The sequence below is a fragment of the Aeromonas sp. YN13HZO-058 genome (assembly GCF_001921245.1).
GTDB lineage: Bacteria > Pseudomonadota > Gammaproteobacteria > Enterobacterales > Aeromonadaceae > Aeromonas > Aeromonas allosaccharophila.
This window is the reverse complement of record NZ_MQSY01000060.1, coordinates 1-24,739: the sequence shown is the minus strand read 5'-3', so window position 1 is coordinate 24,739 and position 24,739 is coordinate 1. Positions and strand designations below refer to the sequence as shown.

Annotated in this window: 40 protein-coding genes and 1 pseudogene; 34 read left to right on the top strand and 7 right to left on the bottom strand. The window is 55.9% G+C overall.

The annotated features are described in order from the left end of the window. Window positions 1–60: 60 nt before the first annotated feature. Both nfuA and BSP75_RS15010 read right to left on the bottom strand, forming a co-directional pair. Window positions 61–639 (bottom strand): Fe-S biogenesis protein NfuA, encoded by a 579-nt coding sequence (gene nfuA / locus BSP75_RS15015; RefSeq protein ID WP_005340636.1) that lies wholly within the window; start codon window positions 637–639, stop codon window positions 61–63. An 80-nt stretch (window positions 640–719) separates the two neighbouring features. Next, the gene (locus BSP75_RS15010; RefSeq protein WP_075113717.1) at window positions 720–1,448 is read right to left on the bottom strand and encodes a ComF family protein; all 729 of its coding nucleotides are present in this window, start codon (window positions 1,446–1,448) and stop codon (window positions 720–722) included. A gap of 38 nt (window positions 1,449–1,486) precedes the next feature. Between BSP75_RS15010 and bioH the strand changes: the two genes are divergently transcribed. The 4 genes from bioH to BSP75_RS14990 all read left to right on the top strand — a co-directional run bounded on the left by bioH (window position 1,487) and on the right by BSP75_RS14990 (window position 3,689). Next, a complete protein-coding gene (gene bioH / locus BSP75_RS15005) occupies window positions 1,487–2,251 on the top strand; it encodes a pimeloyl-ACP methyl ester esterase BioH (protein WP_075113716.1) in 765 nt (254 codons plus the stop codon). A 71-nt stretch (window positions 2,252–2,322) separates the two neighbouring features. Further along, a complete protein-coding gene (locus BSP75_RS15000; RefSeq protein WP_075113715.1) occupies window positions 2,323–2,556 on the top strand; it encodes a flagellar basal body rod C-terminal domain-containing protein in 234 nt (77 codons plus the stop codon). A gap of 1 nt (window position 2,557) precedes the next feature. Continuing rightward, entirely contained in the window at window positions 2,558–3,325 is a 768-nt protein-coding gene (locus BSP75_RS14995; RefSeq protein ID WP_075113714.1) for a putative metalloprotease CJM1_0395 family protein, read from the top strand. A gap of 85 nt (window positions 3,326–3,410) precedes the next feature. Next, on the top strand, window positions 3,411–3,689 hold the full coding sequence (locus BSP75_RS14990) for a hypothetical protein (protein WP_042059175.1): 279 nt from the start codon (window positions 3,411–3,413) through the stop codon (window positions 3,687–3,689). 70 nt (window positions 3,690–3,759) lie between these two features. Here the strand turns inward: BSP75_RS14990 and BSP75_RS14985 are convergent, their stop codons facing one another. After that, complete coding sequence (locus BSP75_RS14985; protein WP_075113713.1) at window positions 3,760–6,069, bottom strand: Tex family protein; 2,310 nt, start codon at window positions 6,067–6,069, stop codon at window positions 3,760–3,762. Between the two features lie 201 nt (window positions 6,070–6,270). Then, window positions 6,271–6,744, bottom strand: coding sequence for a transcription elongation factor GreB (gene greB, locus BSP75_RS14975; protein WP_005342682.1), 474 nt, complete (start codon window positions 6,742–6,744; stop codon window positions 6,271–6,273). A 248-nt stretch (window positions 6,745–6,992) separates the two neighbouring features. On the opposite strand from greB, the gene ompR reads away from it, so the two are divergent. Beyond that, window positions 6,993–7,715 (top strand): two-component system response regulator OmpR, encoded by a 723-nt coding sequence (gene ompR / locus BSP75_RS14970; RefSeq protein ID WP_042059170.1) that lies wholly within the window; start codon window positions 6,993–6,995, stop codon window positions 7,713–7,715. Next, window positions 7,712–9,022, top strand: coding sequence for a two-component system sensor histidine kinase EnvZ (envZ, locus tag BSP75_RS14965; protein WP_075113711.1), 1,311 nt, complete (start codon window positions 7,712–7,714; stop codon window positions 9,020–9,022). Before ompR ends, envZ begins: the two co-directional genes overlap by 4 nt. A gap of 37 nt (window positions 9,023–9,059) precedes the next feature. Here the strand turns inward: envZ and BSP75_RS14960 are convergent, their stop codons facing one another. Next, a complete protein-coding gene (locus BSP75_RS14960) occupies window positions 9,060–9,986 on the bottom strand; it encodes a DMT family transporter (protein WP_075113710.1) in 927 nt (308 codons plus the stop codon). A gap of 378 nt (window positions 9,987–10,364) precedes the next feature. On the opposite strand from BSP75_RS14960, the gene rpsJ reads away from it, so the two are divergent. The 28 genes from rpsJ to rplQ all read left to right on the top strand — a co-directional run bounded on the left by rpsJ (window position 10,365) and on the right by rplQ (window position 23,988). Beyond that, window positions 10,365–10,676: a 30S ribosomal protein S10 gene (gene rpsJ, locus BSP75_RS14955; protein ID WP_005307944.1), complete on the top strand. Its 312-nt coding sequence runs from the start codon at window positions 10,365–10,367 to the stop codon at window positions 10,674–10,676. A gap of 22 nt (window positions 10,677–10,698) precedes the next feature. Next, window positions 10,699–11,331 carry a 50S ribosomal protein L3 gene (gene rplC / locus BSP75_RS14950; RefSeq protein ID WP_005340620.1) on the top strand — a complete coding sequence of 211 codons (633 nt, stop codon included), beginning with the start codon at window positions 10,699–10,701 and terminating at the stop codon, window positions 11,329–11,331. Between the two features lie 17 nt (window positions 11,332–11,348). Beyond that, window positions 11,349–11,954: a 50S ribosomal protein L4 gene (gene rplD, locus BSP75_RS14945; protein ID WP_025325386.1), complete on the top strand. Its 606-nt coding sequence runs from the start codon at window positions 11,349–11,351 to the stop codon at window positions 11,952–11,954. Next, window positions 11,954–12,253: a 50S ribosomal protein L23 gene (gene rplW / locus BSP75_RS14940; RefSeq protein WP_343213389.1), complete on the top strand. Its 300-nt coding sequence runs from the start codon at window positions 11,954–11,956 to the stop codon at window positions 12,251–12,253. The genes rplD and rplW overlap by 1 nt, the downstream gene beginning before the upstream one ends. Before the next feature lie 15 nt (window positions 12,254–12,268). Next, window positions 12,269–13,090 (top strand): 50S ribosomal protein L2, encoded by an 822-nt coding sequence (rplB, locus tag BSP75_RS14935; RefSeq protein WP_005340614.1) that lies wholly within the window; start codon window positions 12,269–12,271, stop codon window positions 13,088–13,090. Window positions 13,091–13,112: 22 nt separating this feature from the next. Continuing rightward, window positions 13,113–13,391, top strand: a complete 279-nt coding sequence (gene rpsS, locus BSP75_RS14930; protein ID WP_005307960.1) for a 30S ribosomal protein S19 — start codon at window positions 13,113–13,115, stop codon at window positions 13,389–13,391. A gap of 10 nt (window positions 13,392–13,401) precedes the next feature. After that, window positions 13,402–13,746, top strand: coding sequence for a 50S ribosomal protein L22 (rplV, locus tag BSP75_RS14925; RefSeq protein WP_005319741.1), 345 nt, complete (start codon window positions 13,402–13,404; stop codon window positions 13,744–13,746). Window positions 13,747–13,749: 3 nt separating this feature from the next. After that, window positions 13,750–14,463, top strand: coding sequence for a 30S ribosomal protein S3 (gene rpsC, locus BSP75_RS14920; protein WP_005307962.1), 714 nt, complete (start codon window positions 13,750–13,752; stop codon window positions 14,461–14,463). Between the two features lie 13 nt (window positions 14,464–14,476). Further along, a complete protein-coding gene (rplP, locus tag BSP75_RS14915; RefSeq protein WP_005340612.1) occupies window positions 14,477–14,890 on the top strand; it encodes a 50S ribosomal protein L16 in 414 nt (137 codons plus the stop codon). Further along, entirely contained in the window at window positions 14,890–15,081 is a 192-nt protein-coding gene (rpmC, locus tag BSP75_RS14910; RefSeq protein ID WP_005307965.1) for a 50S ribosomal protein L29, read from the top strand. The genes rplP and rpmC overlap by 1 nt, the downstream gene beginning before the upstream one ends. Continuing rightward, window positions 15,081–15,329, top strand: coding sequence for a 30S ribosomal protein S17 (gene rpsQ / locus BSP75_RS14905; protein ID WP_033138836.1), 249 nt, complete (start codon window positions 15,081–15,083; stop codon window positions 15,327–15,329). The genes rpmC and rpsQ overlap by 1 nt, the downstream gene beginning before the upstream one ends. A 147-nt stretch (window positions 15,330–15,476) precedes the next feature. Beyond that, window positions 15,477–15,845, top strand: coding sequence for a 50S ribosomal protein L14 (gene rplN / locus BSP75_RS14900; protein WP_005307975.1), 369 nt, complete (start codon window positions 15,477–15,479; stop codon window positions 15,843–15,845). 11 nt (window positions 15,846–15,856) lie between these two features. Further along, the gene (gene rplX / locus BSP75_RS14895; protein WP_005307977.1) at window positions 15,857–16,174 is read left to right on the top strand and encodes a 50S ribosomal protein L24; all 318 of its coding nucleotides are present in this window, start codon (window positions 15,857–15,859) and stop codon (window positions 16,172–16,174) included. Between the two features lie 13 nt (window positions 16,175–16,187). Next, on the top strand, window positions 16,188–16,727 hold the full coding sequence (rplE, locus tag BSP75_RS14890; RefSeq protein WP_005331162.1) for a 50S ribosomal protein L5: 540 nt from the start codon (window positions 16,188–16,190) through the stop codon (window positions 16,725–16,727). Between the two features lie 10 nt (window positions 16,728–16,737). Further along, complete coding sequence (gene rpsN, locus BSP75_RS14885) at window positions 16,738–17,043, top strand: 30S ribosomal protein S14 (RefSeq protein WP_005340609.1); 306 nt, start codon at window positions 16,738–16,740, stop codon at window positions 17,041–17,043. 21 nt (window positions 17,044–17,064) lie between these two features. Then, window positions 17,065–17,457, top strand: coding sequence for a 30S ribosomal protein S8 (rpsH, locus tag BSP75_RS14880; RefSeq protein WP_005307980.1), 393 nt, complete (start codon window positions 17,065–17,067; stop codon window positions 17,455–17,457). Between the two features lie 13 nt (window positions 17,458–17,470). Next, the gene (gene rplF, locus BSP75_RS14875; protein ID WP_005340607.1) at window positions 17,471–18,004 is read left to right on the top strand and encodes a 50S ribosomal protein L6; all 534 of its coding nucleotides are present in this window, start codon (window positions 17,471–17,473) and stop codon (window positions 18,002–18,004) included. A 9-nt stretch (window positions 18,005–18,013) separates the two neighbouring features. Then, window positions 18,014–18,367, top strand: coding sequence for a 50S ribosomal protein L18 (rplR, locus tag BSP75_RS14870; protein WP_005340606.1), 354 nt, complete (start codon window positions 18,014–18,016; stop codon window positions 18,365–18,367). A gap of 14 nt (window positions 18,368–18,381) precedes the next feature. Continuing rightward, on the top strand, window positions 18,382–18,882 hold the full coding sequence (gene rpsE / locus BSP75_RS14865) for a 30S ribosomal protein S5 (RefSeq protein ID WP_005340605.1): 501 nt from the start codon (window positions 18,382–18,384) through the stop codon (window positions 18,880–18,882). A 6-nt stretch (window positions 18,883–18,888) separates the two neighbouring features. Then, the gene (gene rpmD / locus BSP75_RS14860; RefSeq protein WP_005307985.1) at window positions 18,889–19,068 is read left to right on the top strand and encodes a 50S ribosomal protein L30; all 180 of its coding nucleotides are present in this window, start codon (window positions 18,889–18,891) and stop codon (window positions 19,066–19,068) included. A gap of 2 nt (window positions 19,069–19,070) precedes the next feature. Beyond that, on the top strand, window positions 19,071–19,508 hold the full coding sequence (gene rplO / locus BSP75_RS14855) for a 50S ribosomal protein L15 (protein WP_033138839.1): 438 nt from the start codon (window positions 19,071–19,073) through the stop codon (window positions 19,506–19,508). A gap of 8 nt (window positions 19,509–19,516) precedes the next feature. After that, on the top strand, window positions 19,517–20,845 hold the full coding sequence (gene secY / locus BSP75_RS14850; RefSeq protein ID WP_042059159.1) for a preprotein translocase subunit SecY: 1,329 nt from the start codon (window positions 19,517–19,519) through the stop codon (window positions 20,843–20,845). 27 nt (window positions 20,846–20,872) lie between these two features. Beyond that, the gene (gene rpmJ / locus BSP75_RS14845) at window positions 20,873–20,986 is read left to right on the top strand and encodes a 50S ribosomal protein L36 (RefSeq protein WP_005319705.1); all 114 of its coding nucleotides are present in this window, start codon (window positions 20,873–20,875) and stop codon (window positions 20,984–20,986) included. A 139-nt stretch (window positions 20,987–21,125) separates the two neighbouring features. Next, the gene (rpsM, locus tag BSP75_RS14840; protein ID WP_005307991.1) at window positions 21,126–21,482 is read left to right on the top strand and encodes a 30S ribosomal protein S13; all 357 of its coding nucleotides are present in this window, start codon (window positions 21,126–21,128) and stop codon (window positions 21,480–21,482) included. Between the two features lie 14 nt (window positions 21,483–21,496). Beyond that, a complete protein-coding gene (gene rpsK / locus BSP75_RS14835) occupies window positions 21,497–21,886 on the top strand; it encodes a 30S ribosomal protein S11 (protein ID WP_005319702.1) in 390 nt (129 codons plus the stop codon). A gap of 39 nt (window positions 21,887–21,925) precedes the next feature. Then, a complete protein-coding gene (rpsD, locus tag BSP75_RS14830) occupies window positions 21,926–22,546 on the top strand; it encodes a 30S ribosomal protein S4 (protein WP_005340600.1) in 621 nt (206 codons plus the stop codon). A gap of 25 nt (window positions 22,547–22,571) precedes the next feature. Beyond that, window positions 22,572–23,561, top strand: a complete 990-nt coding sequence (gene rpoA / locus BSP75_RS14825) for a DNA-directed RNA polymerase subunit alpha (protein ID WP_005307997.1) — start codon at window positions 22,572–22,574, stop codon at window positions 23,559–23,561. Between the two features lie 43 nt (window positions 23,562–23,604). Continuing rightward, window positions 23,605–23,988, top strand: coding sequence for a 50S ribosomal protein L17 (rplQ, locus tag BSP75_RS14820; RefSeq protein WP_005307999.1), 384 nt, complete (start codon window positions 23,605–23,607; stop codon window positions 23,986–23,988). A gap of 293 nt (window positions 23,989–24,281) precedes the next feature. Here the strand turns inward: rplQ and BSP75_RS22000 are convergent. Further along, a pseudogene (locus tag BSP75_RS22000) lies at window positions 24,282–24,481 on the bottom strand (hypothetical protein); the annotation flags it as partial. A gap of 65 nt (window positions 24,482–24,546) precedes the next feature. Then, window positions 24,547–24,739: hypothetical protein (locus tag BSP75_RS21925; RefSeq protein WP_216219178.1), on the bottom strand; the 193-nt coding region annotated here is incomplete at its 5' end.

Genomic DNA, 24,739 nt, shown 5'->3' with positions numbered 1-24,739 from the left:
CCCATGCAAAAGGCCCCGCCAGATGGCGGGGCCTTTTCTTTGCGCCGCAAGGGCAACAAATCAGTAGTAGGAGTGGTCGCCGCGCTGGTGCTCGGTGGCATCTTTCACGCCGTTGAGCTCGCCCGGGAACTTCTCCAGCAGCTGCTTCTCGATCCCCTCTTTCAGGGTGTAATCGACCATGGAGCAACCGTTACAACCGCCGCCAAACTGCAGAATGGCCAGTTTGTCCTCGGTCAGCTCAACCAGGGTGACCTTGCCACCGTGACCGGCCAGCATGGGGTTCACTTCGGACATCAACACGTACTCGATGCGCTCGATCAGCGGCGCGTCGTCGGCCACTTTACGCATTTTGGCGTTCGGTGCCTTCAGGGTGAGCTGGGAGCCCATCTGATCGGTCACGAAATCGATGGTGGCATCCACCAGGAAGGGGGCGCTCAGGGGATCGACCATGCAGTCGAAGCCGCTGAAGGGCAGGTGTTGATCTTCCGGGTCCACGGCATCGGGCGGGCAATACGATACGCCACACTCGGCATTCTGGGTTCCCGGATTGACCACAAACACCCGGATATTGGTGCCATCAGGCTGTTTTTCCAGCAGTTTACGGAAATGGGCCTGGGCGGCGTCGGAAATGCTGATCATCACTATCCTCATAAACCTGAGTGTACGACTAGGGTATTCATGATAACGCGGTTATTAATGCTTGGGTAGCATGCCGATGGCTACTTGCTGTGCCGAAGGGTTCGACAGATTGCCCACACTTCCACCTTTGTGATGCCGCTCTCATGGAGCAGACGGCTGAGCTGACCGGCGGTGGCGCCGGTAGTCACGACGTCATCGAGCAGGGCGACATGGCGATAGTGGTGGGGGCGGATCCGGAATGCCCCGCGCAGATTGCGCCGCCGTTGCCCGGCACTCAGGGTTGTTTGCTGCGGAGTCGCCTTGATGCGCTGCAACCGGGTGTTGTCGCAGGGAATGCCGGTGAGTTCGCCAAGGGCTTGCGCGATCTCCTCCGCCTGATTGAAACCGCGCCGCCACTGCCGCCACCAGTGCAGGGGAACCGGAATGATCGCCTCCGGCGGCTCGCGGCTATCCAGATGATCGGCCAAGAGGCGTGCCAGTAGCGGTGCCAGCAGGATCTGGCCGGAATATTTGAGCCTGGGGATCAGCATGGGGTAGGGGGCCTGGTAGTCACCGATCACCTGTAACCGCTCCCAGGGGGGAGGCCTGCGCTGGCAGCGGCCGCAGACCGGTATGCTCTCTTCTATATAGTCAGCCAGCGGTGCGGCGCAGAGGCGGCATCTTGGCTGTGACTGGTGCAACGCCTGCCGACACCAGCTGCAGAGCAGGGGCTCGTGGTCGCAAGGCTGATGACAGAGCAGGCAGCTCCCTTGCCAGTCGCCGTGGCTGCCGAGCAGCGGGCTTGCTTTAGCGAGCAGTCGCTTTAACATGCTGACCCCAAGAGCATGAACAGGGATCTTGAGTCTAGATGAGCATATCGGTAGAGCAGTTTGGCCAGGGGCCCGATCTGGTGCTGTTGCACGGTTGGGGGATGAATGGTGCGGTCTGGCATGGCATTGCCCAGCAATTGGCATCCCACTATCGGGTTCATCTGGTGGACTTGCCCGGCTTTGGTAACAGCCCGCTGGCCGAGGGCGTCGATTATAGCCTGCCATGGTTGGCGGAGCAGATCGCCACCGTGTTGCCAGAGAAGTGCCATCTGCTTGGCTGGTCGCTCGGTGGTCTGGTGGCAAGCCAGCTAGCGCTGACTCATCCCGAGCGGTTGCACTCCCTCGTCACCGTGGCCAGCTCCCCCTGTTTCATGGCCCGCGACGAGTGGCCCGGGATCGCCCCCAAGGTGTTGATCGGTTTCAACCAGATGCTGGCTGGGGATTTTCGCCAGACCATAGAGCGTTTTCTGGCGATCCAGGCGATGGGCAGCGCACATGCCCGGGACGATATCCGCCAGTTGCGCCACTGGCTGGCCGAGCGCCCGTCGCCTCAGTTTGCCGCACTCGAGGCCGGACTGACGCTATTGGCCGACATTGACCTGCGCGAACCGCTGCGGGAGCTGGATCTGCCCTGGTTGCGGATCTATGGCCGACTGGATTCATTGGTGCCCAAGGCCGCCATTCCCCTGCTGGATGATCTCTACCCTGCCAGCCGCAGCGTGACCCTCAATAAGGCCTCACACGCACCTTTTATCTCCCACCCTGCCGAATTCATTGAAATCGTTCGAGATTTTGTTGGCTAAAAAACAGCCGGCAAGCTTCATTAATCCTCTGGTCTGGCGGATAATTAAGCTATGATCAGAGGAGTAACACCATGCGTATTGATTCTGCTTTCAACAGCGGGGTACAGGGATTTCAGCGAGCCGAGCAGATTGCCGACAAGGCATCCAGTCAGATCGCCCGCCTCAACACCCCCAGCGGGGATCAGGTGCAAGTGACCGATGAACTTGTCAATCTCAAGGTGGCCGAGCAGCAGGCTGGCGCTTCCGCCAAGGTAGTGCAGACCGCCAGCGATATGATGGGAACCCTGATCGACATCCGGGTGTGAGATGAACATCAATGTCAGTCTGCCCCCCCTTATTCCGACACAGCTGCAACCCCAGGTGGAAGCGGCCAGGACGGATAATCGCCGGGCAGAACTGATCCCGCAGGCCCGACAGGGTCAAGCCTCAAGTGCCGAATCCGAAGTCGGCTCCCAGAAAGAGAAATCCAAAGCCGGTCAGGCCTCCAGCAATCAGACCTCCCAGAACAGCCGTGAAACCGGGCAACCGGCGCCGACGACATTGCCAGACAATCGCTTTGTCGCGGCAACCGGTGAGGATGGTCAGCGCAAACAGCAAGATCCCAAACAGCAGGAGCAACAACAGCGGCAAGAGCAGCAGGTTCAGGATCTGACCGAGCGTGATCAGGAGGTGCGCACCCACGAGCAGGCCCACCAGTCAGCGGGGGGTGAGTACGCCAGCTCGCCCACCTATCAGTTTACGCAGGGGCCGGATGGCAAGCGTTATGCGACGGGTGGCGAAGTCCAGATCGATACCAGTGCCGTACCCGGTGATCCTGCCGCCACCATCGCCAAAATGCAGCAGATCCGCTCTGCGGCACTGGCGCCTGCCGAGCCCTCCGCGCAGGATCTGGCCGTCGCGCGCAGCGCCGCCGCGAGTGAAGCCAAGGCGCGCAAAGAGCTGATGGCCGAGCAGAGCGCGAAATCGGGCGGTGTGCTGAGCGCCTATATGGACAAGCGCAACAGCGTCATCGCCGGACGCTATCAGCAGGCCGTCAGCCCGGCCACTAACCAGTCCCTCAGCCTGCATATCTGAATCACCCTCACCAAACTTTCAGCTGTGTGACCTGTTTTGCAACTAATCTGAAGATCAGGCCCATTCCAATTTCACAGGAGCTGTCATGCATTTCGATGAAGTCAAAGCGGAAGATTTCACCACCTTCTCCCGTGTACCGCCCCCCCACCTGCAGATGGAGCAGTTTCTGATGCAGCTCGGAGGAGGGGGAACCGAAGGAACCCATTTCAAGAAGAAAGTCATGCTGGCGGCTGGCTGGAGCCACACCGGCGTCGTCTCTTACGGCAAGTATCCGCAAGAGGCTTGCAAGGCATTCAATCGACTGCGGGAGGTGCTGGCCCAGCATGGAGAGCCCGAGAGCATTCTTGCCGCCCTGGCCCAGTAATCCTGAGCTTCGCGTGTAAAAAAGCCCCTTGCGGGGCTTTTTGCATTCAGAGGGTTTCTGGAAGGTTTCGTTACTTTTTCGCTTTGGAGAGCGCCGCCGCGAAGGCGTTGCCCATGGCGCCACCCATAGGGGTGCTTTGCCGCGGCTCATTTCTTGGCTTGGTGTTGCCCGCGCTACTGGTGCGCGCTTCAGCCGGCTTGCGGGCGGGTTGCCCTGCCTTTTCGTCGAGGCGCATGGTGAGGCTGATCCGCTTGCGCGGGGCGTCCACTTCCAGCACCTTGACCCGCACAATGTCGCCCGCCTTGACCACCTCGCGGGGATCCTTGACGAAGCGGTCGGTCAGGGAGGAGATGTGCACCAGCCCATCCTGATGAACACCGATATCAACGAAGGCGCCGAAGTTGGTGACGTTGGTGACCACCCCTTCCAACACCATCTCGGGCACCAGATCGCTGATCTTCTCCACCCCGTCCTTGAAGGTCGCGGTTTTGAACTCGGGGCGCGGGTCGCGGCCCGGCTTGTCCAGCTCGCCGATGATGTCGGTGACGGTGGGCATGCCGAATTGCTCATCGGTGTAGTCGGCCGGTTTCAGGCTGCGCAGCAGGCTGCTGTTGCCGAGCAGGCTCTCCACAGTCTGTTCCAGCCTGGCGAGGATCCGCTCCACCACCGGATAGGACTCCGGATGTACCGCCGAGCTGTCGAGGGGATTGCTGCCGCCGCGGATGCGCAGAAAGCCAGCGCACTGTTCGAACGCTTTGGGGCCTAGTCGGCTCACTTTCAGCAACTGCTGACGGCTCTTGAAGGCGCCGTGCTCGTCCCGGTAGGCGACGATGTTCTGGGCCAGCGTCTGGGATAGGCCGGAAACTCGATTGAGCAGGGCGACCGAGGCGGTGTTCACATCCACGCCGACCGCGTTTACGCAATCCTCGACCACCGCATCCAGTCGGCGGGCCAGCTGGCTCTGGCCGACGTCGTGCTGATACTGGCCCACCCCGATGCTCTTGGGGTCGATCTTGACCAGCTCGGCCAGCGGGTCTTGCAGGCGACGGGCGATGGAGACGGCGCCACGGATCGAGACGTCGAGATCCGGGAACTCCAGAGAGGCGAGCTCGGAGGCGGAGTAGACCGAGGCACCTGCTTCGCTCACTACTATCTTCTGCGCCTTGGCGGCCGGGTAGCGCTCGAACAGATCGCTGACCAGTCGGTCGGTCTCCCGCGAGGCGGTGCCGTTGCCGATGCTGATGAGCTCGACCTTGTGTTTCTGGCACAGCTCGCTCAGGGTCTTGAGGCTTTGATCAATCTGACGTTTCGGTTCGAACGGATAGATGGTGGCGTGATCGACCAGTTTGCCGGTGGCATCCACTACGGCTACCTTGACCCCGGTGCGGATGCCCGGATCCAGCCCCATGGTGCAGCGCATGCCCGCCGGGGCCGCCATCAGCAGATCCTTGAGGTTCATGGCGAACACCTTGATCGCCTCGTCTTCGGCTGATTCGCGGATGCGACCGATCAGTTCGGTCTCCATTTGCAGCGACAGCTTGATCTTCCAGGTCCAGCTCACCACCCCTTGCAGCCATTTGCCGGCCTGGCGGTTCTGCAGATTGAGCTTGAGGTGGTGGGCAATGATCCCTTCGCAGGGGCTGGCACTCTCATCGTCACCGGTGATCAGCGCCAGATTGAGGATCCCCTCGTTGCGGCCGCGCAGCATGGCCAGTACCCGGTGAGAGGGGGCCTTGTGCAGCGGTTCGTCGTGTTCGAAGTAATCCTTGAACTTGGCCCCTTCCTGCTCCTTGCCTGCCACCACGCGGGCGCGCAGGGTGGCGTTCTGCCACAGGTAGTCGCGCAGCTTCTCCAGCAGGTCGGCCTGCTCGGCGAAGCGTTCCATCAGGATATAGCGGGCGCCGTCGAGGGCGGCCTTGCTGTCGGCAATGCCCAATTCGACATTGAGGAAGGCGGCAGCCGCCTGCTCGGGATCCTGCATGGGGTCGCTGAGCAGCAGGTTGGCCAGCGGCTCCAGCCCGGCTTCGATCGCCATCTGCCCTTTGGTGCGGCGTTTGGGCTTGTAGGGGAGGTAGAGATCTTCCAGCCGGGTCTTGCTGTCGGCGCCGTTCAATTCGCGGGCCAGCTCGGGGGTCAGCTTGCCCTGCTCCTCGATGGAGCGAATGATCACCTGACGGCGATCTTCCAGCTCACGCAGATAGCCGAGGCGGCTCTCCAGAGTACGCAGTTGGCTGTCGTCCAGACCGCCGGTCACCTCTTTACGGTAACGGGCGATAAATGGCACGGTCGAGCCTTCATCCAGCAGGCGTACCGCGGCCTGCACCTGCTCCGGGCGAGCATTGAGCTCACCGGCAATCTGTCTCTCTATGGTTTGCATCATGATGTTGTTGAGGGCCTCTGTGGTCGAGTCCGCGCCATCAGGCGCCAAGTGTGAGCACTATATGGGGTCGTGTAGCGGGATGCCACCCTGCGCCGAGGTCACCGTCACGCAGATTGATGGGGCCGCAGGGGAGGGCGCTTATCTTGCCTTGGCACCTGCTGCTCAGGATGTGCCTGTTGCAGCCGCCCGCCAGCAGTCCGACTATTTGGGGTAGCTGATCTCGTTGATATACCAGCAGACGTCACCCACTGGCGTACGGACGATGGCTTCGTCCCCGACCTCTTTCTTGAGCAGGGCGCGGGCCATGGGGGAGTCGATGGAGATGTAATCCTTGCGCTCGAAGATCTCGTCATAGCCGACGATGCGAAAACGTTTGGTCTCGCCCTCTTCGTTTTCCACTTCGACCCAGGCGCCGAAGAACACCTTGCCCTCCTGTGCGGGGGCATAGTCGACGATCCCCAGCTCTTCGAGGCATTTACGCAGGTAGCGTACCCGCCGGTCGATCTCCCGCAGTCGCTTCTTGTTGTACTGGTAGTCGGCATTTTCACTGCGATCCCCCAGGCTGGCAGCCCATGCCACCTTCTTGGTGACCTCGGGGCGCTCCTGACGCCAGAGGAAATCGAGCTCTTCTTTCAGCTTGTTATAGCCTTCGCGGGTGATCAGCTTTGTCTTCATGGTGATGCGGACCTGGTCAAAGAGGGGTAATCATCGCTAACTGCTCGGGAATATTAGCTTTTGTCCCTTTTCTGTCGAGATAAATCGTACTGGTCTGGCTGGGTCCCTCAAGAGGGTGGTGGCGAGGGGCGGTGACTTGATGGCCGTCACGCTCTCGGGATGGGTAATAACCGGTAACATATTTATGCTTTGCTCCCGTGATATCCCCCCCTAGTATTGGGGGCAGCTAAAGAATAAGAGGCAAAGCAATGAGTCAGCAGCAATATAAGGTCCTGGTCGTGGACGATGATCTGAAATTACGTTCCCTGTTGGAGCGCTATCTCACCGAGCAGGGATTCGTGGTGCGCGGCGTGGCCAATGGCGAACAGGCCGATCGCTTGCTGACTCGTGAAAACTTCAGCCTGATGGTGCTCGACCTGATGTTGCCGGGGGAGGATGGGCTCTCCATCTGCCGTCGTCTGCGGGAAGCGGGCAACCAGATCCCGGTGCTGATGCTCACCGCCAAGGGGGATGAAGTGGATCGCATCGTCGGGCTCGAGATGGGGGCTGATGACTATCTGCCCAAGCCGTTCAATCCCCGCGAATTGCTGGCACGGATCCGTGCCGTGTTACGCCGCCATACCGTCGAGTTGCCGGGGGCCCCCTCTGCCGCAGAGAAGGTGGTCAACTTCGGGGCCTTCCAGCTCAATCTGGCGACCCGCGAGCTGAACCGGGATGGTGAGCCGATGGCGCTCACCAGCGGTGAATTTGCGGTGCTCAAGGTGCTGGTCAGCCATCCGCGCGAGCCGCTCTCCCGCGACAAGCTGATGAATTTGGCCCGTGGCCGCGAATACACCGCCACCGAGCGTAGCATCGACGTGCAGGTCTCTCGCCTGCGCCGCCTGCTGGAGCAGGATCCGGCCCAGCCCCGCTATCTGCAGACCGTCTGGGGTCTGGGGTATGTGTTCGTGCCAGATGGTGACGGTGCATGAAAAAGGTCGGCAGCATGTTCTCGCGCATGCTCTGGTTTCTGGCCGCCGTTCTGGTGGTCTATCAAGCGGTCTCCTACGTCACCTTCTACAACTATCTGCTGGCGCCCACCGTCAAGCAGATCAGTCACTTGCTGGCCAATCAGGTCAAACTGATCTTTCCGGTCAATACCGAGCAGCTGGCGCTGAGTGAAGATGCCGAGGCGCTGGTCTATGTGACGACCGGCACCGACATCTATACCCAGAGCGAGGCGGTGCAGCATGGCTTCAACGATGCCAAGCCATACCCCTATCTGGAGGAGAACATCAGCCGCGAACTGGGTGGCCCGGCCAAGGTGCGGGTCGAGATCCAGGATCACTACATCATCTGGATCCAGCCGCCGCAGGCCAGCAAAATCTGGGTGCGGATCCCGCTGACCGAGATTGAAGATGACGATATCGAACCCCTCATCATCTATCTGAGCGTGTTGCTGGTGATCACCCTGTTTGCGGCCTGGCGCTTTGCCCGCCAGCTGGTGCGCCCGCTCGAGGATCTCGAGGCTGGCGCGGTGGCCGTGGCCAAGGGGCATTTCCCCGAGGCGCTGGGGGAGTTGGGATCACGGGAAGTGCGGCGGCTGACCCGCACCTTCAACCACATGTCGCACTCCATCAAGAGCCTGATCGAGGAGCGTAACCTGATGATGGCGGGGGTTTCCCACGATCTGCGCACCCCGCTGACTCGCATCCGGTTGGCCACCGAGATGATGTCGTCCGGTGACGAGTACCTCAAGGAGAGCATCAATTCCGATATTGATGAGTCCAATGCCATCATCGATCAGTTTATTGACTATATCCGCCCGGATGAGGGGCAGGACCTGATGCCGATCGACCTGACCCAGCTGGTGCACGATACCTTGCTGATCTACTCGGAGCAGGGGTTGGAGGTGGAACTGGCGCTGCCGCAGGATGCGGTGCGGGTGGCCTGCAATCCGGTCAGCATGCGACGGGTGTTGAACAACCTCTCAAGCAACTCGCTGCGTTATGGGGCGAGCAGGCTGCATGCCGAATTGAAGGACGATGGTCACTGGGTGCGCTTGCGCCTGTCAGATGATGGCCCCGGTATTCCCGAGCAGGATTATGCACGGGTACTCAAGCCCTTCACCCAGGGCAATGTGGCACGCACCGTCGGTGGTAGCGGTCTTGGTCTGGCGATTGTGGCCAAGATAGTCGCCCAGCACCACGGCACTATCCGGTTGGGGAGTTCGGAGTTCGGCGGTTTGCTGGTTGAGGTGCGATTGCCGAAACATCAGCCGCAGGAATGGATGGATTGAAAGAAGGGCGTATCGGTGGATACGCCCTTTTGCATGATCAGACCACTTTCTCTGGAGTGGTGGTGGCCGCCTTGCGATAGCGCTTGCCATATCTCAGCTGCTGGATCAGCAGGGCCGCCACGATCAATCCCAGCCCGATGGGGGTGGCTGGGTGGATCGCCTCGCCAACCAGCAGGTTGAGCAGCACCAGCGAGGCAAATGGCGAGATGAAGATAAGGTTGCTGATGGGCGCAGTGTTGGTGGCATGGCGCATCGCCATCAGCCAGAGCACGAAGCCAAATCCCATCTCGATGATCCCGACATAAATGGCGCCCAGCCAGCCTTGCCAGGCGGTCAGCTGGAAGTCGGCCAGCAGCCAGGTGGCGAGCACGATGAAGGGGAGGCTGATAATGAAACCAAGCAGCAGGCTGACGACGGGGTCCCCCTGATTGCGGGTATTGAGGATCCAGTAGCTGGCCCAGATCAGGGTCGAGAGCAGCACCAGTGCCACCCCCAGGGGATTGTCAAAGTGCAGTCCGAAGACATCCCCCTTGGTGGCAATGACCAGCGCCCCGAAATAACCGAGCACGATAGCCACTCCGTCGCGGCGGCGCAGGGTCTGGCCGAGGAATGGCACCGAGAGCAGCGTGAGGGTGATGGCCCAGGTGTAGCTGAGGGTCTGTGCCTGCTGGGCCGGCAGCAGATCATAGGCTTTGAACAGCAGCAGGTAATAAAGGAAGGGATTCATCACCCCCAGCATCAGGTAATAGAGCGGGCGGCTGCGCAGATAGCTGCAGAGCAGCGGCAGTTTGCCCTGCTTGAGCACTATGGTGCCCAGCAGCAGGGTCGAGGTTAGCGCCGCAACCAGCAGCAGTTGCACCGGCGCAAAATAGGTGAGGGAAATCTTGAAGGCCGTTGCCACCGTGGACCAGAGCGCCACGGCGCAGAGTGCGTACTGGTAGGCTTTCTTTTGATCTTTGATCATTGCTGTCGTGTCATGAACGGAAGAAAGCGGCAGTCTATCAGCCCATTAACGAGCTTGTCGTGACGCCGGACATTCCTTGAGGTGATTCCTGTCATGGATGTGCCTTTTCGGGGACGGTGACAGAGATCCATCTGTCACAGAAAATTGTGCACAATCTGTTCGCCCTCTCTTGCGCAAATTGAAAAAATCCGTATAATCCCCTCCGCTTACCCATGAGGTAAGCCAGACGATATGTCTGCTGCTGAGTTTACTGCTTGCAGAGACCAGCCATACAGTCCTCCCGATATGGGAGGAAACGTGAAAAATCACACCTCTGGCGGGAGAAATCTCGGTCGGGCGGTGTTGATTTATGTTCTTTTATCTATTGGAGCTCTGTCAATGCAGAACCAAAGAATCCGTATCCGCCTGAAGGCTTTTGATCATCGCCTGATTGATCAATCCACTGCGGAAATCGTTGAAACTGCAAAGCGCACTGGCGCGCAGGTTCGCGGTCCTATTCCGCTGCCGACTCGCAAAGAGCGCTTCACCGTCCTGATCTCCCCGCACGTCAACAAAGATGCGCGTGATCAGTACGAGATCCGCACTCACAAGCGTCTGGTAGACATCGTTGAGCCGACTGACAAGACCGTAGACGCCCTGATGCGTCTGGATCTGGCAGCTGGTGTAGACGTCCAGATCAGCCTGGGTTAATTACGGAAAGAGGTTGATAACAATGACAATCGGTCTTGTAGGTCGCAAAGTGGGTATGACTCGCATCTTCACTGAAGATGGCGTTTCTATCCCGGTGACTGTTATCGAAGTTGAAGCTAACCGTGTAACTCAGGTCAAATCTGTAGAAACCGACGGCTACAACGCTATTCAGGTTACCACTGGCGCCAAAAAAGCCAGCCGTGTGACCAAGCCGGAAGCTGGCCACTTCGCCAAAGCTGGTGTAGAAGCCGGTCGCGGTCTGTGGGAATTCCGCCTGAACAACGGTGAAACTTTCACTGTTGGTAGCGAGCTGAAAGTAGATCTTCTCGCTGACGTTAAGCTGGTAGACGTTACTGGCACATCCAAAGGTAAAGGCTTTGCTGGTACTGTTAAGCGCCACAACTTCCGCACCCAGGATATGACCCACGGTAACTCCTTGTCTCACCGCGTTCCGGGTTCTATCGGTCAGAACCAGACTCCGGGTCGTGTATTCAAGGGCAAAAAGATGGCTGGTCACATGGGTGCTGAGCGTGTAACGACTCAGAACCTGGAACTGGTTCGTGTTGACGCTGAACGCAACCTGCTGCTCATCAAAGGCGCAGTACCGGGTGCAACCAACGGCAACGTGATCGTCAAACCTGCCGTCAAAGCGTAACGTCTGAGGAGATAGTAATGGAATTGGTAATGAAAGACGCCAAGAGCGCTCTTGAAGTTTCCGAGACTACCTTCGGGCGCGAATTCAACGAAGCTCTGGTTCACCAGGTCGTCGTTGCATATGCCGCTGGTGCCCGTCAGGGTACTCGTGCGCAGCTGACTCGCTCTGAAGTGTCTGGTGGCGGCAAAAAGCCGTGGCGTCAGAAGGGTACTGGTCGTGCCCGTGCTGGCTCCATCCGTTCGCCCATCTGGCGTTCCGGTGGTGTGACTTTTGCTGCTAAGCCGCAAGATCACAGCCAGAAAGTAAACAAGAAGATGTACCGCGGCGCTATCCGTAGCATTCTGTCCGAGCTGGTACGTCAAGAGCGCCTGATCGTTGTCGAGAAATTCGGCATCGAAGCGCCGAAGACCAAAGAACTGATCGCCAAGCTGAAAGAGATGGAACTGACTGACGTTCTGATCGTGACTGCTGAAGTCGATGAGAACCTGTTCCTGGCTGCTCGCAACCTGTACAAGGTCGACGTGCGTGATGTTGCCGGTATCGACCCGGTCAGCCTGATCGCCTTCGACAAGATTCTGATGACTGCTGACGCAGTTAAGCAAATCGAGGAGATGCTGGCATGATCCGCGAAGAACGTCTGTTGAAAGTTCTGAAGGCTCCGCACATCTCTGAAAAGAGCACCATGGTCGCAGAAAAGCAGAACACTATCGTGTTCAAAGTTGCTGTTGATGCCACCAAGGCGGAAGTCAAAGCTGCAGTTGCGAAACTGTTCGAGGTCGAAGTTGAGACCGTCCGTACCCTGAACATGAAGGGTAAGACCAAGCGCTCAGGTGCGCGTGTAGGCCGTCGTTCCGATTGGAAAAAGGCTTATGTGACCCTGAAAGCTGGTCAGGACATCGACTTCATGGGCGCAGCCGAGTAAGAGGAGTTCTCAAAAATGGCAATCGTTAAGTGCAAGCCTACTTCTCCGGGCCGCCGTCACGTCGTCAAGATCGTCAATCAAGAGCTGTACAAGGGTAAGCCCTTTGCCGCTCTGCTGGACAGCAAAAGCAAGTCCGGTGGTCGTAACAACAACGGCCGTATCACTACCCGTCATATCGGTGGTGGTCACAAGCAGCACTACCGTATCGTCGACTTCAAACGCGACAAAGACGGTATCCCGGCTAAAGTAGAGCGCCTGGAATACGATCCTAACCGTACCGCTAACATCGCTCTGGTGTTGTATGCAGACGGTGAGCGTCGTTACATCCTGGCTCCGAAAGGCCTGAAAGCTGGTGACGCAATCGCTTCTGGTGCTGATGCAGCCATCAAGGTAGGTAACGCCCTGCCGATGCGCAACATCCCGGTTGGTTCTACCGTTCACGCTGTAGAGATGAAGCCTGGTAAAGGTGCCCAGCTGGCTCGTTCCGCTGGTACTTTCATCCAGATCCTGGCTCGTGAAGGTAACTATGTAACTCTGCGTCTGCGTTCCGGCGAAGTACGTAAAGTTCTGGCCGAGTGCCGCGCTACCATCGGTGAAGTCGGTAACTCCGAGCACATGTTGCGTCAACTGGGTAAAGCCGGTGCAAACCGCTGGCGTGGTATTCGTCCGACCGTTCGCGGTATGGCGATGAACCCGGTTGATCACCCGCACGGTGGTGGTGAGGGTCGTAACAAAGGCATGCAGCCTGTGTCCCCATGGGGCCAGAAGGCTAAAGGCTTCAAGACCCGTAAGAACAAGCGTACCGACAAGTACATCGTACGTCGTCGTAACAAGTAATTGTTAACATAGAGGAATCACCATGCCACGTTCTCTCAAGAAGGGTCCATTTATTGACCTGCACTTGCTGAAGAAGGTAGAGAAAGCGGTGGAAAGCGGGGATAAAAAGCCGGTTAAGACCTGGTCCCGTCGTTCAATGATCATCCCGAACATGATCGGTTTGACCATCGCTGTCCATAATGGTCGTCAGCACGTTCCGGTTTTCGTTACCGAAGAAATGATCGGTCACAAACTGGGTGAATTCGCACCGACTCGTACTTATCGCGGCCATGCTGCTGATAAGAAGGCTAAGAAGCGCTAAGGGATAAATGATGGAAGCTATCGCTAAACACCGTTATGCCCGTACTTCTGCCCAGAAAGCTCGTCTGGTAGCCGATCAAGTACGTGGTCTGTCCGTAGACAAGGCTCTGAATATCCTGACCTTCAGCCCGAAAAAGGCTGCTGTGCTGGTTAAGAAAGTGCTGGAATCTGCCATTGCAAACGCTGAGCACAACGAAGGCGCCGATATCGATGCGCTGCGTGTTGCTACTATCATGGTCGACGAAGGTCCCTCCATGAAGCGCATCCGTCCGCGTGCCAAAGGTCGTGCGGATCGTATCCTCAAGCGTACCGCTCACATCACTGTAGTGGTATCCGACGCTAAGGCTGGGAGATAAGCAATGGGTCAGAAAGTACATCCTAATGGCATTCGCCTGGGTATTACCAAGCCTTGGAATTCTACCTGGTTCGCGAACACCAAAGACTTCGCTGACAACCTGTACAGCGATTTTCAAGTACGCCAGTTCCTGACCAAGGAACTGAAAAACGCGTCCTTGTCCAAGATCACCATTGAGCGTCCGGCCAAGAGCATCCGTGTGACCATTCACACCGCTCGTCCGGGTGTTGTCATCGGTAAGAAAGGCGAAGACGTTGAGAAACTGCGCAAAGCTGTAGCCACTATTGCTGGCGTGCCTGCTCAGATCAACATTTCCGAAGTCCGCAAGCCGGAGCTGGATGGCAAACTTGTTGCCGACAGCATCACTTCCCAGCTGGAGCGTCGTGTAATGTTCCGTCGTGCTATGAAGCGCGCCGTACAGAACGCAATGCGCCTGGGTGCCAAGGGCATCAAAGTGGAAGTTTCCGGTCGTCTGGGCGGCGCTGAAATCGCGCGTACCGAATGGTACCGTGAAGGTCGTGTGCCGTTGCACACCCTGCGTGCCGACATCGACTACGCAACTTCTGAAGCCCACACCACTTACGGTGTGATCGGCGTTAAAGTTTGGATCTTCAAGGGCGAAGTTCTGGGCGGTCTGGCTGCTGTTAACGCTGCCGCTGCTCAAGAGCAAGCTCCTGCAAAGCCCAAGCGTGACAACAAGCGCCGCGCTGCTAAGTAAGGAGATTCGGTAAATGTTGCAACCTAAGCGTACTAAATTCCGCAAGACCCACAAGGGTCGTAACCGCGGTCTGGCCACCTCTGGTAACGAAGTATCCTTCGGTACCTTTGGCCTGAAGGCGACATCCCGTGGTCAACTGACTGCTCGTCAAATCGAAGCAGCCCGTCGTGCCATGACCCGTCACGTTAAGCGTCAAGGTAAGATCTGGATCCGTGTGTTCCCGGACAAGCCCATCACTGAAAAGCCCCTCGAAGTTCGTATGGGTAAAGGTAAGGGTAACGTGGAATACTGGGTTTGCCCGATCCAGCCTGGCAAGGTTCTGTACGAGATGGACGGTGTACCTGAGGCTCTGGCGCGTGAAGCGTTTGCCCTGGCCGCAGCTAAGCTGTCTGTTCAGACCACTTTCGTAATTAAGACGGTGATGTGATGAAAGCCCAAGATCTGCGTCAAAAGAGCGTCGAAGAACTGAACCAGGAGCTGCTGGGCCTGCTGCGTGAGCAATTCAACATGCGCATGCAAGCGTCCACCGGCCAGCTGGCTCAGACTCACACTCTGAAACAAGTGCGTCGTGACGTCGCACGTATCAAGACTGTACTGACTGAGAAGGCAGGTGCGTAATGACTGACAAGATCCGTACTCTGCAAGGTCGTGTAATCAGCGACAAGATGGACAAGTCCATCACTGTTGCTATCGAGCGCAAGGTAAAGCACCCGATCTACGGTAAGATCATCAAGCGCACTACCAAGCTGCACGTGCATGACGAGACCAACGAGTGTAAAGCAGGCGATCTCGTGGAAATCCGCGAATGCCGCCCGCTGTCCAAGACCAAGTCCTGGACCCTGGTTGCGATCTTAGAAAAGGCCTAATCGGTACTTTGTAGTCCAAACGGCCCCCTTCAGGGGCCGTTTGTTTTTTAGGCTACCTTTTCTGAAAATCCTGTGTTATAGTTTCGCGCCTTTTGAAGGCAGCCAGATCCCATCAGGGATAAGAAGTAAACAAAGCGGAGCACTAAGATGATCCAGATGCAAAGTATGCTGGGTGTTGCCGACAACTCCGGCGCTCGCAGTGTAATGTGTATTAAGGTTCTGGGTGGCTCGCACCGCCGTTACGCCGGCATCGGCGACATCATCAAGGTTTCCATCAAGGAAGCTATTCCTCGCGGTAAAGTGAAGAAAGGTGATGTGTATAACGCGGTGGTCGTACGCACCCGTAAAGGCGTTCGTCGTCCGGACGGCTCTGTCATCCGTTTCGACAACAATGCGGCTGTGTTGCTTAACAACAACCAACAGCCAATCGGTACTCGTATTTTTGGCCCGGTGACCCGTGAACTGCGTAATGAGAAGTTCATGAAGATTGTGTCCCTGGCACCCGAAGTACTGTAAGGAGTCGAACGATGGCAGCTAAAATCCGTCGCGAAGACGAAGTGATCGTACTTACCGGCAAAGACAAGGGCAAGCGTGGCAAAGTCACTCAAGTCCTGATTGCAAAAGGTAAGGTAATCGTTGAAGGCATCAACCAGGTGAAGAAACACCAGAAGCCGGTACCCGCACTGGGTCAGGCTGGCGGTATCGTCACCAAAGAAGCCCCCATCGATGTATCAAACGTAGCGCTGTTCAACTCTGCCACTGGCAAAGCTGACCGCGTTGGTTTCCGGATTGAAGACGGCAAAAAAGTCCGTTTCTTCAAATCCACCGGCGAACTTGTGAAGTAATTGGAGTTTAACGATGGCGAAACTGCATGATTACTACAAATCCGATGTAGTAAATGAACTGTCAAAGCAGTTCGGTTACAAGACTATCATGCAAGTCCCTCGGATCGAGAAAATCACCCTGAACATGGGTGTTGGTGAAGCGATCTCTGACAAGAAATTGCTGGAAAATGCTGCTGCCGATATGGCTGCCATTTCCGGTCAGAAGCCGCTGATCACCAAAGCTCGCAAATCTGTTGCGGGCTTCAAGATTCGTGAAGGCTACCCGATAGGTTGTAAAGTAACCCTGCGTGGCGAGCGTATGTGGGAGTTCCTGGAACGGCTGATCTGCATCTCCGTACCGCGTATCCGTGACTTCCGTGGCCTGAACGCTAAAGCGTTCGATGGTCGTGGTAACTACTCCATGGGCGTGCGTGAGCAGATCATCTTCCCGGAAATCGACTATGACAAAGTCGATCGCGTCCGTGGTCTGGATATCACCATCACCACTTCCGCGAATACCGATGAAGAAGGCCGTGCTCTGCTGGCTGCCTTTAACTTCCCATTCCGCAAGTAAGGTTAGGGTTATGGCTAAAACATCCATGAAAGCGCGCGAAGCAAAGCGTGCCAAGCTGGTAGCCAAGTACGCGACCAAGCGTGCCGAGCTGAAAGCTATCATCGTTGACATGAACGCTTCTGAAGAAGCGCGTTGGGATGCTGTACTGCAACTGCAACAGCTGCCCCGTGATTCCAGTCCGTCCCGCCAGCGTAACCGTTGCAATATTACTGGTCGTCCGCACGGTTTCCTGCGCAAGTTTGGCCTGTCTCGCATCAAGGTGCGTGAGCATGCCATGAAGGGCGAAATTCCGGGCCTGAAGAAGGCTTCTTGGTAACGAATCTCGGGAGTTAGACTTATGAGCATGCAAGATCCGATCGCGGATATGCTGACCCGCATCCGTAACGGTCAGGCGGCGAGCAAAGTTGCGGTTTCCATGCCTTCTTCCAAGCTGAAAGTGGCTATCGCCAAAGTGCTGAAAGAAGAAGGTTACATCGCTGGCTACTCCGTAGCTGGTGACGTGAAGCCGGAACTGGAAATTGAACTGAAATATTTCCAGGGCAAGCCAGTTGTAGAACTGATCCAACGCGTAAGCCGTCCAGGCCTGCGTATTTACAAGCGCACTACTGATCTGCCGAAAGTTATGGGCGGTCTCGGTGTTGCTATCGTGTCCACGTCTAAAGGTGTGATGACTGACCGTGCTGCTCGCAAAGCAAGCATGGGCGGTGAGATCATCTGCTACGTCGCTTAATAGGAGGTAGGAAATGTCTCGTGTTGCTAAGGCACCCGTCACTATTCCTGCTGGCGTAGAGGTGACTCTGAACGGCCAGGAACTGACCATCAAAGGTGGTAAAGGTTCTCTGGTTCGCTCTATTCACGCCGGTGTAGAAGTGACCAAAGAAGACAATGTACTCAAGTTCGCCCCGCGCGGCAGCATCGCTGGTGCTGACGCTCAGGCCGGTACTGCCCGTGCATTGGTCAACAACATGGTAATCGGTGTTACCCAAGGCTTCGAGCGCAAGCTGCAGCTGGTTGGTGTAGGTTATAAAGCCTCCATCAAGGGCAATGCTGTTGCGCTGGCTCTGGGCTTCTCTCACCCGGTAGAGCATGCGCTGCCGGCTGGTGTGACCGCTGAGTGCCCGACTGCTACAGAAATCGTTCTGCGTGGCGTCGACAAGCAGCTGGTTGGCCAAGTCGCCGCCGATATCCGTGCTTACCGCGCTCCGGAGCCCTACAAGGGCAAGGGTGTACGCTATGCCAACGAGCAAGTGCGTACTAAAGAAGCTAAGAAGAAGTAAGGTAACACTATGGACAAGAAAGCAGCTCGTCTCCGTCGTGCTACTCGTGCTCGGAAAAAGATGCAGGAACTGGGAGCCACCCGTCTGGTTGTTCACCGTACCCCGCGTCATATCTATGCGCAGGTTATTGCAGCCAACGGTTCCGAAGTTCTGGCCTCTGCTTCCACAGTAGAGAAAGCCATCAGTGAAGCTCTGAAATACACCGGTAATGCAGATGCTGCTACCGCTGTAGGTAAAGCTATCGCTGAGCGTGCTATTGCCAAAGGCGTTCAGAACGTATCTTTCGATCGTTCCGGTTTCAAGTATCACGGTCGCATTGCTGCTCTGGCAGCTGCCGCACGTGACGCTGGTCTTCAGTTCTAAGCTAGGAGTCGAAGATGGCTAAAGTCGAATCTCAAGCCGGCGAACTGCAAGAAAAGCTCATTGCAGTAAACCGTGTTTCGAAAACTGTTAAAGGTGGTCGTATCATGTCCTTCACCGCGTTGACCGTGGTGGGTGATGGTAACGGCCGTGTAGGTTACGGTTACGGTAAAGCCCGTGAAGTTCCGGCTGCTATTCAAAAAGCAATGGAACAGGCTAAGCGTAACCTGAACAAGGTTGAGCTGAACAACGGCACTCTGCACCACCCGGTGCGTGGTGTTCACTCTGGCTCCACCGTGTTCATGAAGCCGGCCTCTCAAGGTACTGGTATCATTGCAGGCGGCGCCATGCGTGCTGTTCTGGAAGTTGCCGGTATCCACAACGTGCTGGCCAAGACCTACGGTTCCACCAACCCAATCAACGTTGTTCGCGCAACTGTAGACGCTCTGGTTCACGGTCAATCACCGGAACAGATCGCTGCCAAGCGTGGTCTGCGCGTTGAAGAAATTCTGGGGTAATGCGACATGGCTAACACTGTAAAAGTAACTCAAACTCGCAGCTCTATCGGCCGTCTGCCAAAGCACAAGGCGACTCTGCGTGGTCTGGGTCTGCGTCGCATTGGTCACACCGTTGAGCTGGAAGATACTCCTTGCGTACGCGGCATGATCAACCAGGTTTATTACATGGTTAAGGTGGAGGGCTAAGCATGCGTCTGAACACTCTGTCTCCGGCCGCTGGTTCCAAGCCTGAAAAACAACGTCGTGGCCGTGGTATCGGCTCCGGCCTGGGCAAGACTGGTGGTCGTGGTGTTAAAGGCCAAACCTCTCGTTCCGGTGGCGGCAAAGTCCGCAACGGTTTCGAAGGCGGCCAGATGCCTTTGAAAATCCGTCTGCCGAAGTTCGGTTTCTTCTCTCGCAAATCTTTGGTTTCTGCCGAAGTGCGTCTGAACGAAATCGCCATGGTGGAAGGTGATGTGGTCGATCTGAGCACTCTGAAGCAAGCCGGTGTTGTTACTAAGAACATCGTATTCGCTAAAGTTGTTCTGTCTGGCAACATTGACCGTGCTGTGACCGTTCGTGGTCTGTCCGTCACCAAAGGTGCACGTGCAGCCATCGAGGCCGCTGGCGGTAAAATCGAGGAATAATCAGTACAATGGCTAAGAAACCAGGATTGGATGTTAAAGCACAGGGTGGTCTGAGTGAACTGAAGAGCCGTCTGCTCTTCGTTCTCGGGGCGATTATCGTTTTCCGTGCAGGCTCTTATGTGCCGATTCCTGGTATTGACGCCGCCGTACTGGCCGAGTTGTTCCAGCAACAGAAGGGCACCATCATTGAGATGTTCAACATGTTCAGTGGTGGTGCACTCTCGCGTGCTTCTATTCTTGCGTTGGGGATCATGCCGTACATTTCGGCGTCGATCATTATCCAGCTGCTGACTGTGGTTCACCCCGCTCTTGCTGAACTCAAGAAAGAAGGTGAATCCGGCCGTCGCAAGATTAGCCAATATACCCGTTGGGGCACGCTGGTTTTGGGAACTTTCCAGGCAATTGGTATTGCAACCGGTCTGCCGAATATGATGCATGGACTCGTGACTCATCCGGGTTTAGGCTTCTATTTCACAGCGGTTGTAAGTCTGGTCACCGGTACCATGTTTTTGATGTGGTTGGGTGAACAGATTACCGAGCGTGGGATTGGTAATGGTATCTCGTTGATTATTTTCACGGGTATCGTTGCTGGTCTGCCGCATGCCATTGGCGCTACGGCCGAACAGGCACGTCAAGGGGAATTGCACATCCTGCTGTTGTTGTTGCTGGGCTTGATTGTTTTCGCAGTGACTTACTTTGTGGTGTTCGTGGAGCGTGGTCAGCGTCGTATCGTCGTTAACTATGCCAAGCGTCAACAAGGCCGCCAGGTATTCGCCGCGCAAAGCACACACCTGCCGTTGAAAGTGAATATGGCCGGTGTGATTCCTGCGATTTTCGCATCCAGTATCATCCTCTTCCCGGGGACCATTACCTCTTGGTTTGGTCAGGGCGAGGGTAAAGTAGCTGATATCCTGCAACAGGTCTCTATGGTCCTGCAGCCGGGTCAACCGCTTTACGAGATGCTGTATGCAGCAGCCATTATCTTCTTCTGCTTCTTCTATACCGCGCTGGTGTTCAACCCCCGCGAGACAGCAGATAATTTGAAGAAGAGTGGAGCCTTTATCCCGGGGATTCGCCCGGGCGAGCAGACAGCACGTTACATCGATAAGGTTATGACTCGCCTGACATTGGCAGGTGCGCTCTATATAACCTTTATCTGTCTGGTACCCCAGTTCTTGATGACTGCCTGGAACGTACAGTTCTACTTCGGTGGCACTTCGCTGCTGATTATCGTGGTAGTTATCATGGACTTCATGGCTCAGGTACAAACCCATATGATGTCTCATCAATATGGCGACGTCCTGAGGAAGGCCAACCTGAAGGGCTACGGCCGCTAAAGGTCGGCGTAGTTACGGAGTTAAGCAATGAAAGTTCGTGCTTCCGTTAAGGCAATCTGCCGTAACTGCAAAATCATCAAGCGTCACGGTGTGGTGCGTGTGATTTGCAGCGAGCCAAAGCATAAACAGCGCCAAGGCTAATTTTTTACGGTTAGTACTTGCAACAAATAGTTGTGCTGGCTAATATAGCCAGCCAACTTTTGTTGTGTATTGGTTGACCGCCACGTATCCGCTCACGGGCTTTGTGGTGGTCGTAATCTACTATATGTAGGAGTGAATAGTGGCCCGTATCGCTGGCATTAACATTCCTGACCATAAGCATGCAGTCATCGCTTTGACTGCGATTTATGGCGTCGGTCGTACCCGCTCCAAGGCCATCTGTGCCGCAGCCGGTATCGCTGAGAATGTGAAAATTAAAGACCTGGACGAAGCTCAGATCGAGAGTCTGCGTGAACAAGTAGGGAAATTCACCGTTGAAGGTGACCTGCGTCGTCAGATTTCCATGAACATCAAGCGATTGATGGATCTGGGTTGCTACCGTGGTTTGCGTCACCGTCGTAGCCTGCCTGTTCGTGGTCAACGTACCAAGACCAACGCTCGTACCCGTAAGGGTCCGCGCAAGGCTATCAAGAAGTAACGGGAAGGTAGAAAATGGCTAAAACTCCGACTCGTGCTCGCAAGCGCGTTAAAAAGCAAGTGAGCGACGGTATTGCGCACGTTCATGCATCTTTCAACAACACAATCGTGACCATTACTGACCGTCAGGGCAACGCTCTGTCATGGGCTACCTCTGGTGGTTCAGGTTTCCGTGGTTCCCGTAAGTCCACTCCGTTTGCTGCCCAGGTAGCTGCAGAGCGTGCTGGTGAGATCGCCAAAGAATACGGCGTGAAGAACCTGGAAGTCATGGTCAAAGGTCCGGGTCCCGGTCGTGAGTCTTCCATCCGCGCTCTGAACGCGGCTGGTTTCCGCATCACTAATATTACTGATGTGACTCCGATCCCGCACAACGGTTGTCGTCCTCCCAAGAAGCGCCGCGTATAACGCAGTAGCAACTTGGTCTAGGATTGTTGGAGAAAGAAGATGGCAAGATATATCGGTCCTAAGCTTAAGCTTAGCCGTCGTGAGGGCACCGACCTCTTCCTGAAGTCTGGTGTTCGTGCGATTGATTCTAAGTGCAAGATTGACACCGCCCCTGGTCAGCACGGTGCGCGTAAAGCGCGTCTGTCCGACTACGGTGTTCAACTGCGCGAGAAACAAAAAGTTCGTCGTATCTACGGCGTATTGGAAAAACAGTTCCGCAACTACTACCGCGACGCTGCCCGTCAAAAGGGTAACACCGGTGAAAACCTGTTGCAGCTGCTGGAAGGTCGTTTGGACAACGTTGTTTACCGTATGGGCTTCGGCGCTACCCGTGCTGAATCTCGTCAGCTGGTGAGCCACAAGGCCATCATGGTAAACGGTCGCGTTGTGAACATTCCTTCTTTCCAGGTTTCCCCTGAGGACGTGATCTGCGTTCGTGAGAAGGCTAAGAAGCAAGCGCGTATCAAAGCTTCCCTGGAAGTTGCTGGTCAGCGTGAGAAGCCGACTTGGGTAGAGGTTGACGCCGCTAAAATGGAAGGTGCTTTCAAGCGTCTGCCAGAGCGTTCCGACCTGTCTGCCGACATTAACGAACAGCTGATCGTCGAGCTTTACTCCAAGTAAAGCTAGCTTCTAAAGAGAGGACACAATGCTGGGTTCTGTAACAGATTTTCTTAAACCGCGGCTAGTTGACATCGAGCAAGTTAGCCCGACTCATGCGAAAGTGACTCTTGAGCCGCTTGAGCGTGGCTTTGGTCACACGCTGGGCAACGCCCTGCGTCGTATTTTGCTGTCATCTATGCCCGGTTGTGCAGTTACTGAAGTCGAAATTGACGGGGTACTGCATGAGTACAGCAGCAAAGAAGGTGTACAGGAGGACATTCTTGAAATCCTGCTCAACCTGAAAGGTATCGCTGTGAAGCTGGAAGGCAAGGACGAGGTAACTCTGTCCCTGACCAAGTCTGGAACAGGCCCCGTTACCGCTGGTGATATCACTCACGGTGATGAAGTCGAGATCGTAAACCCGGAGCACGTAATCTGCCACCTGACTGGTGCCAATGCTGAAATCAGCATGCGCCTGAAAGTTCAGCGCGGTCGTGGTTATGTGCCTGCTTCTGCTCGTGTTCACAACGATGACGAAGAGCGTCCGATTGGTCGCCTGCTGCTGGACTCCGCGTTCAGCCCCATCGTTCGTATTGCCTACAATGTTGAGGCAGCACGTGTGGAACAGCGTACCGACTTGGACAAGCTGGTCATCGACATGGAGACCAATGGTACCCTGGATCCTGAAGAAGCCATCCGTCGTTCTGCCACTATTCTGGCCGAGCAACTGGAAGCCTTCGTGGATCTGCGCGATGTCAGCGTGCCCGAGAAGAAAGAAGAGAAACCCGAGTTTGATCCGATTCTGCTACGTCCTGTCGATGATTTGGAGCTGACAGTTCGTTCTGCGAACTGTCTGAAGGCAGAAGCTATCCACTATATTGGTGATCTGGTACAGCGTACTGAGGTTGAGTTGCTTAAGACTCCTAACCTTGGTAAGAAGTCCCTGACTGAGATCAAGGACGTGTTGGCCTCCCGTGGTCTGTCTCTTGGCATGCGCCTTGAGAACTGGCCGCCCGCCAGCATCGCTGACGAGTAATCCAGATTACGGGTTTCACAGATTTAGTTAGAAGGATAAGGTCATGCGCCATCGTTTGAGTGGTCGTCAACTGAACCGGAACAGCAGCCATCGTCAGGCAATGTTCCGCAACATGGCCAGCTCCCTGGTTCGTCATGAGATCATCAAGACGACTCTGCCTAAGGCAAAAGAGCTGCGTCGTGTAGTTGAACCGCTGATCACCCTTGCCAAGACTGATAGCGTTGCTAATCGTCGTCTGGCATTTGCCCGCACTCGCGACAACGCGATCGTGGCTAAGCTGTTCAATGAACTGGGCCCGCGCTACCTGGAGCGCGCCGGCGGTTATACTCGCATTCTGAAATGCGGTTTCCGTGCTGGCGACAACGCCCCAATGGCTTACATTGAGCTGGTAGACCGCCCGGCCGCTGCTGAAGCAGCTGCTGAGTGATAAAGAAAAAGCCGGGCTTGTCCCGGCTTTTCTTTTAANCTCAACTGCCTCAACTGCCTCAACTGCCTCAACTGCCTCAACTGCCTCAACTGCCTCAACTGCCTCAACTGCCTCAACTGCCTCAACTGCCTCAACTGCCTCAACTGCCTCAACTGCCTCAACTGCCTCAACTGCCTCAACTGCCTCAACTGCCTCAACTGCCTCAACTGCCTTCTCTCATTATTCAACTTCTTCTATATAGCAAGTAAGAGTTGTTCTTGACCCTGGCGAAATGGTGCATCACCTGCTCACTTCATTTGAGCATCGTCGGCCAGCTCGATATCGTCCACCAGTGTCGCGCAGGGATCTACATATGCTGGGGCGATTCACACAGTTTATTTTACAGCAACAGAGTGTCTAGAAAACCAAGGGCGATTCATTTACCCAATTGCGGGCGTTTTCCCTTGTAGGGTCTCAGTCGCAAGTCCATCTTGGCCTCCTTGTTTTCGGCCATTCTAGCAATCCGGAACCGGTTTCTGTGGATAAGTTTGTATAAAAGCTGTGGTTGGATATGAATAACTAAAAAAGTGCCATTTTTTGCAATTTTATTGCCGATGAGGGGTTGCCAGAAAGATTCAACTCCCTATAATGCGCCTCCATCGACAGGGCAAGCGGCAACGCAGAAAGCCAAGTCGATAACCTCGAAAAGCCTTTGAAAATAAGGCTTGACTCGAGAAGGCGGTTGAGTAGAATTCCACTCCCGCAGCAACGA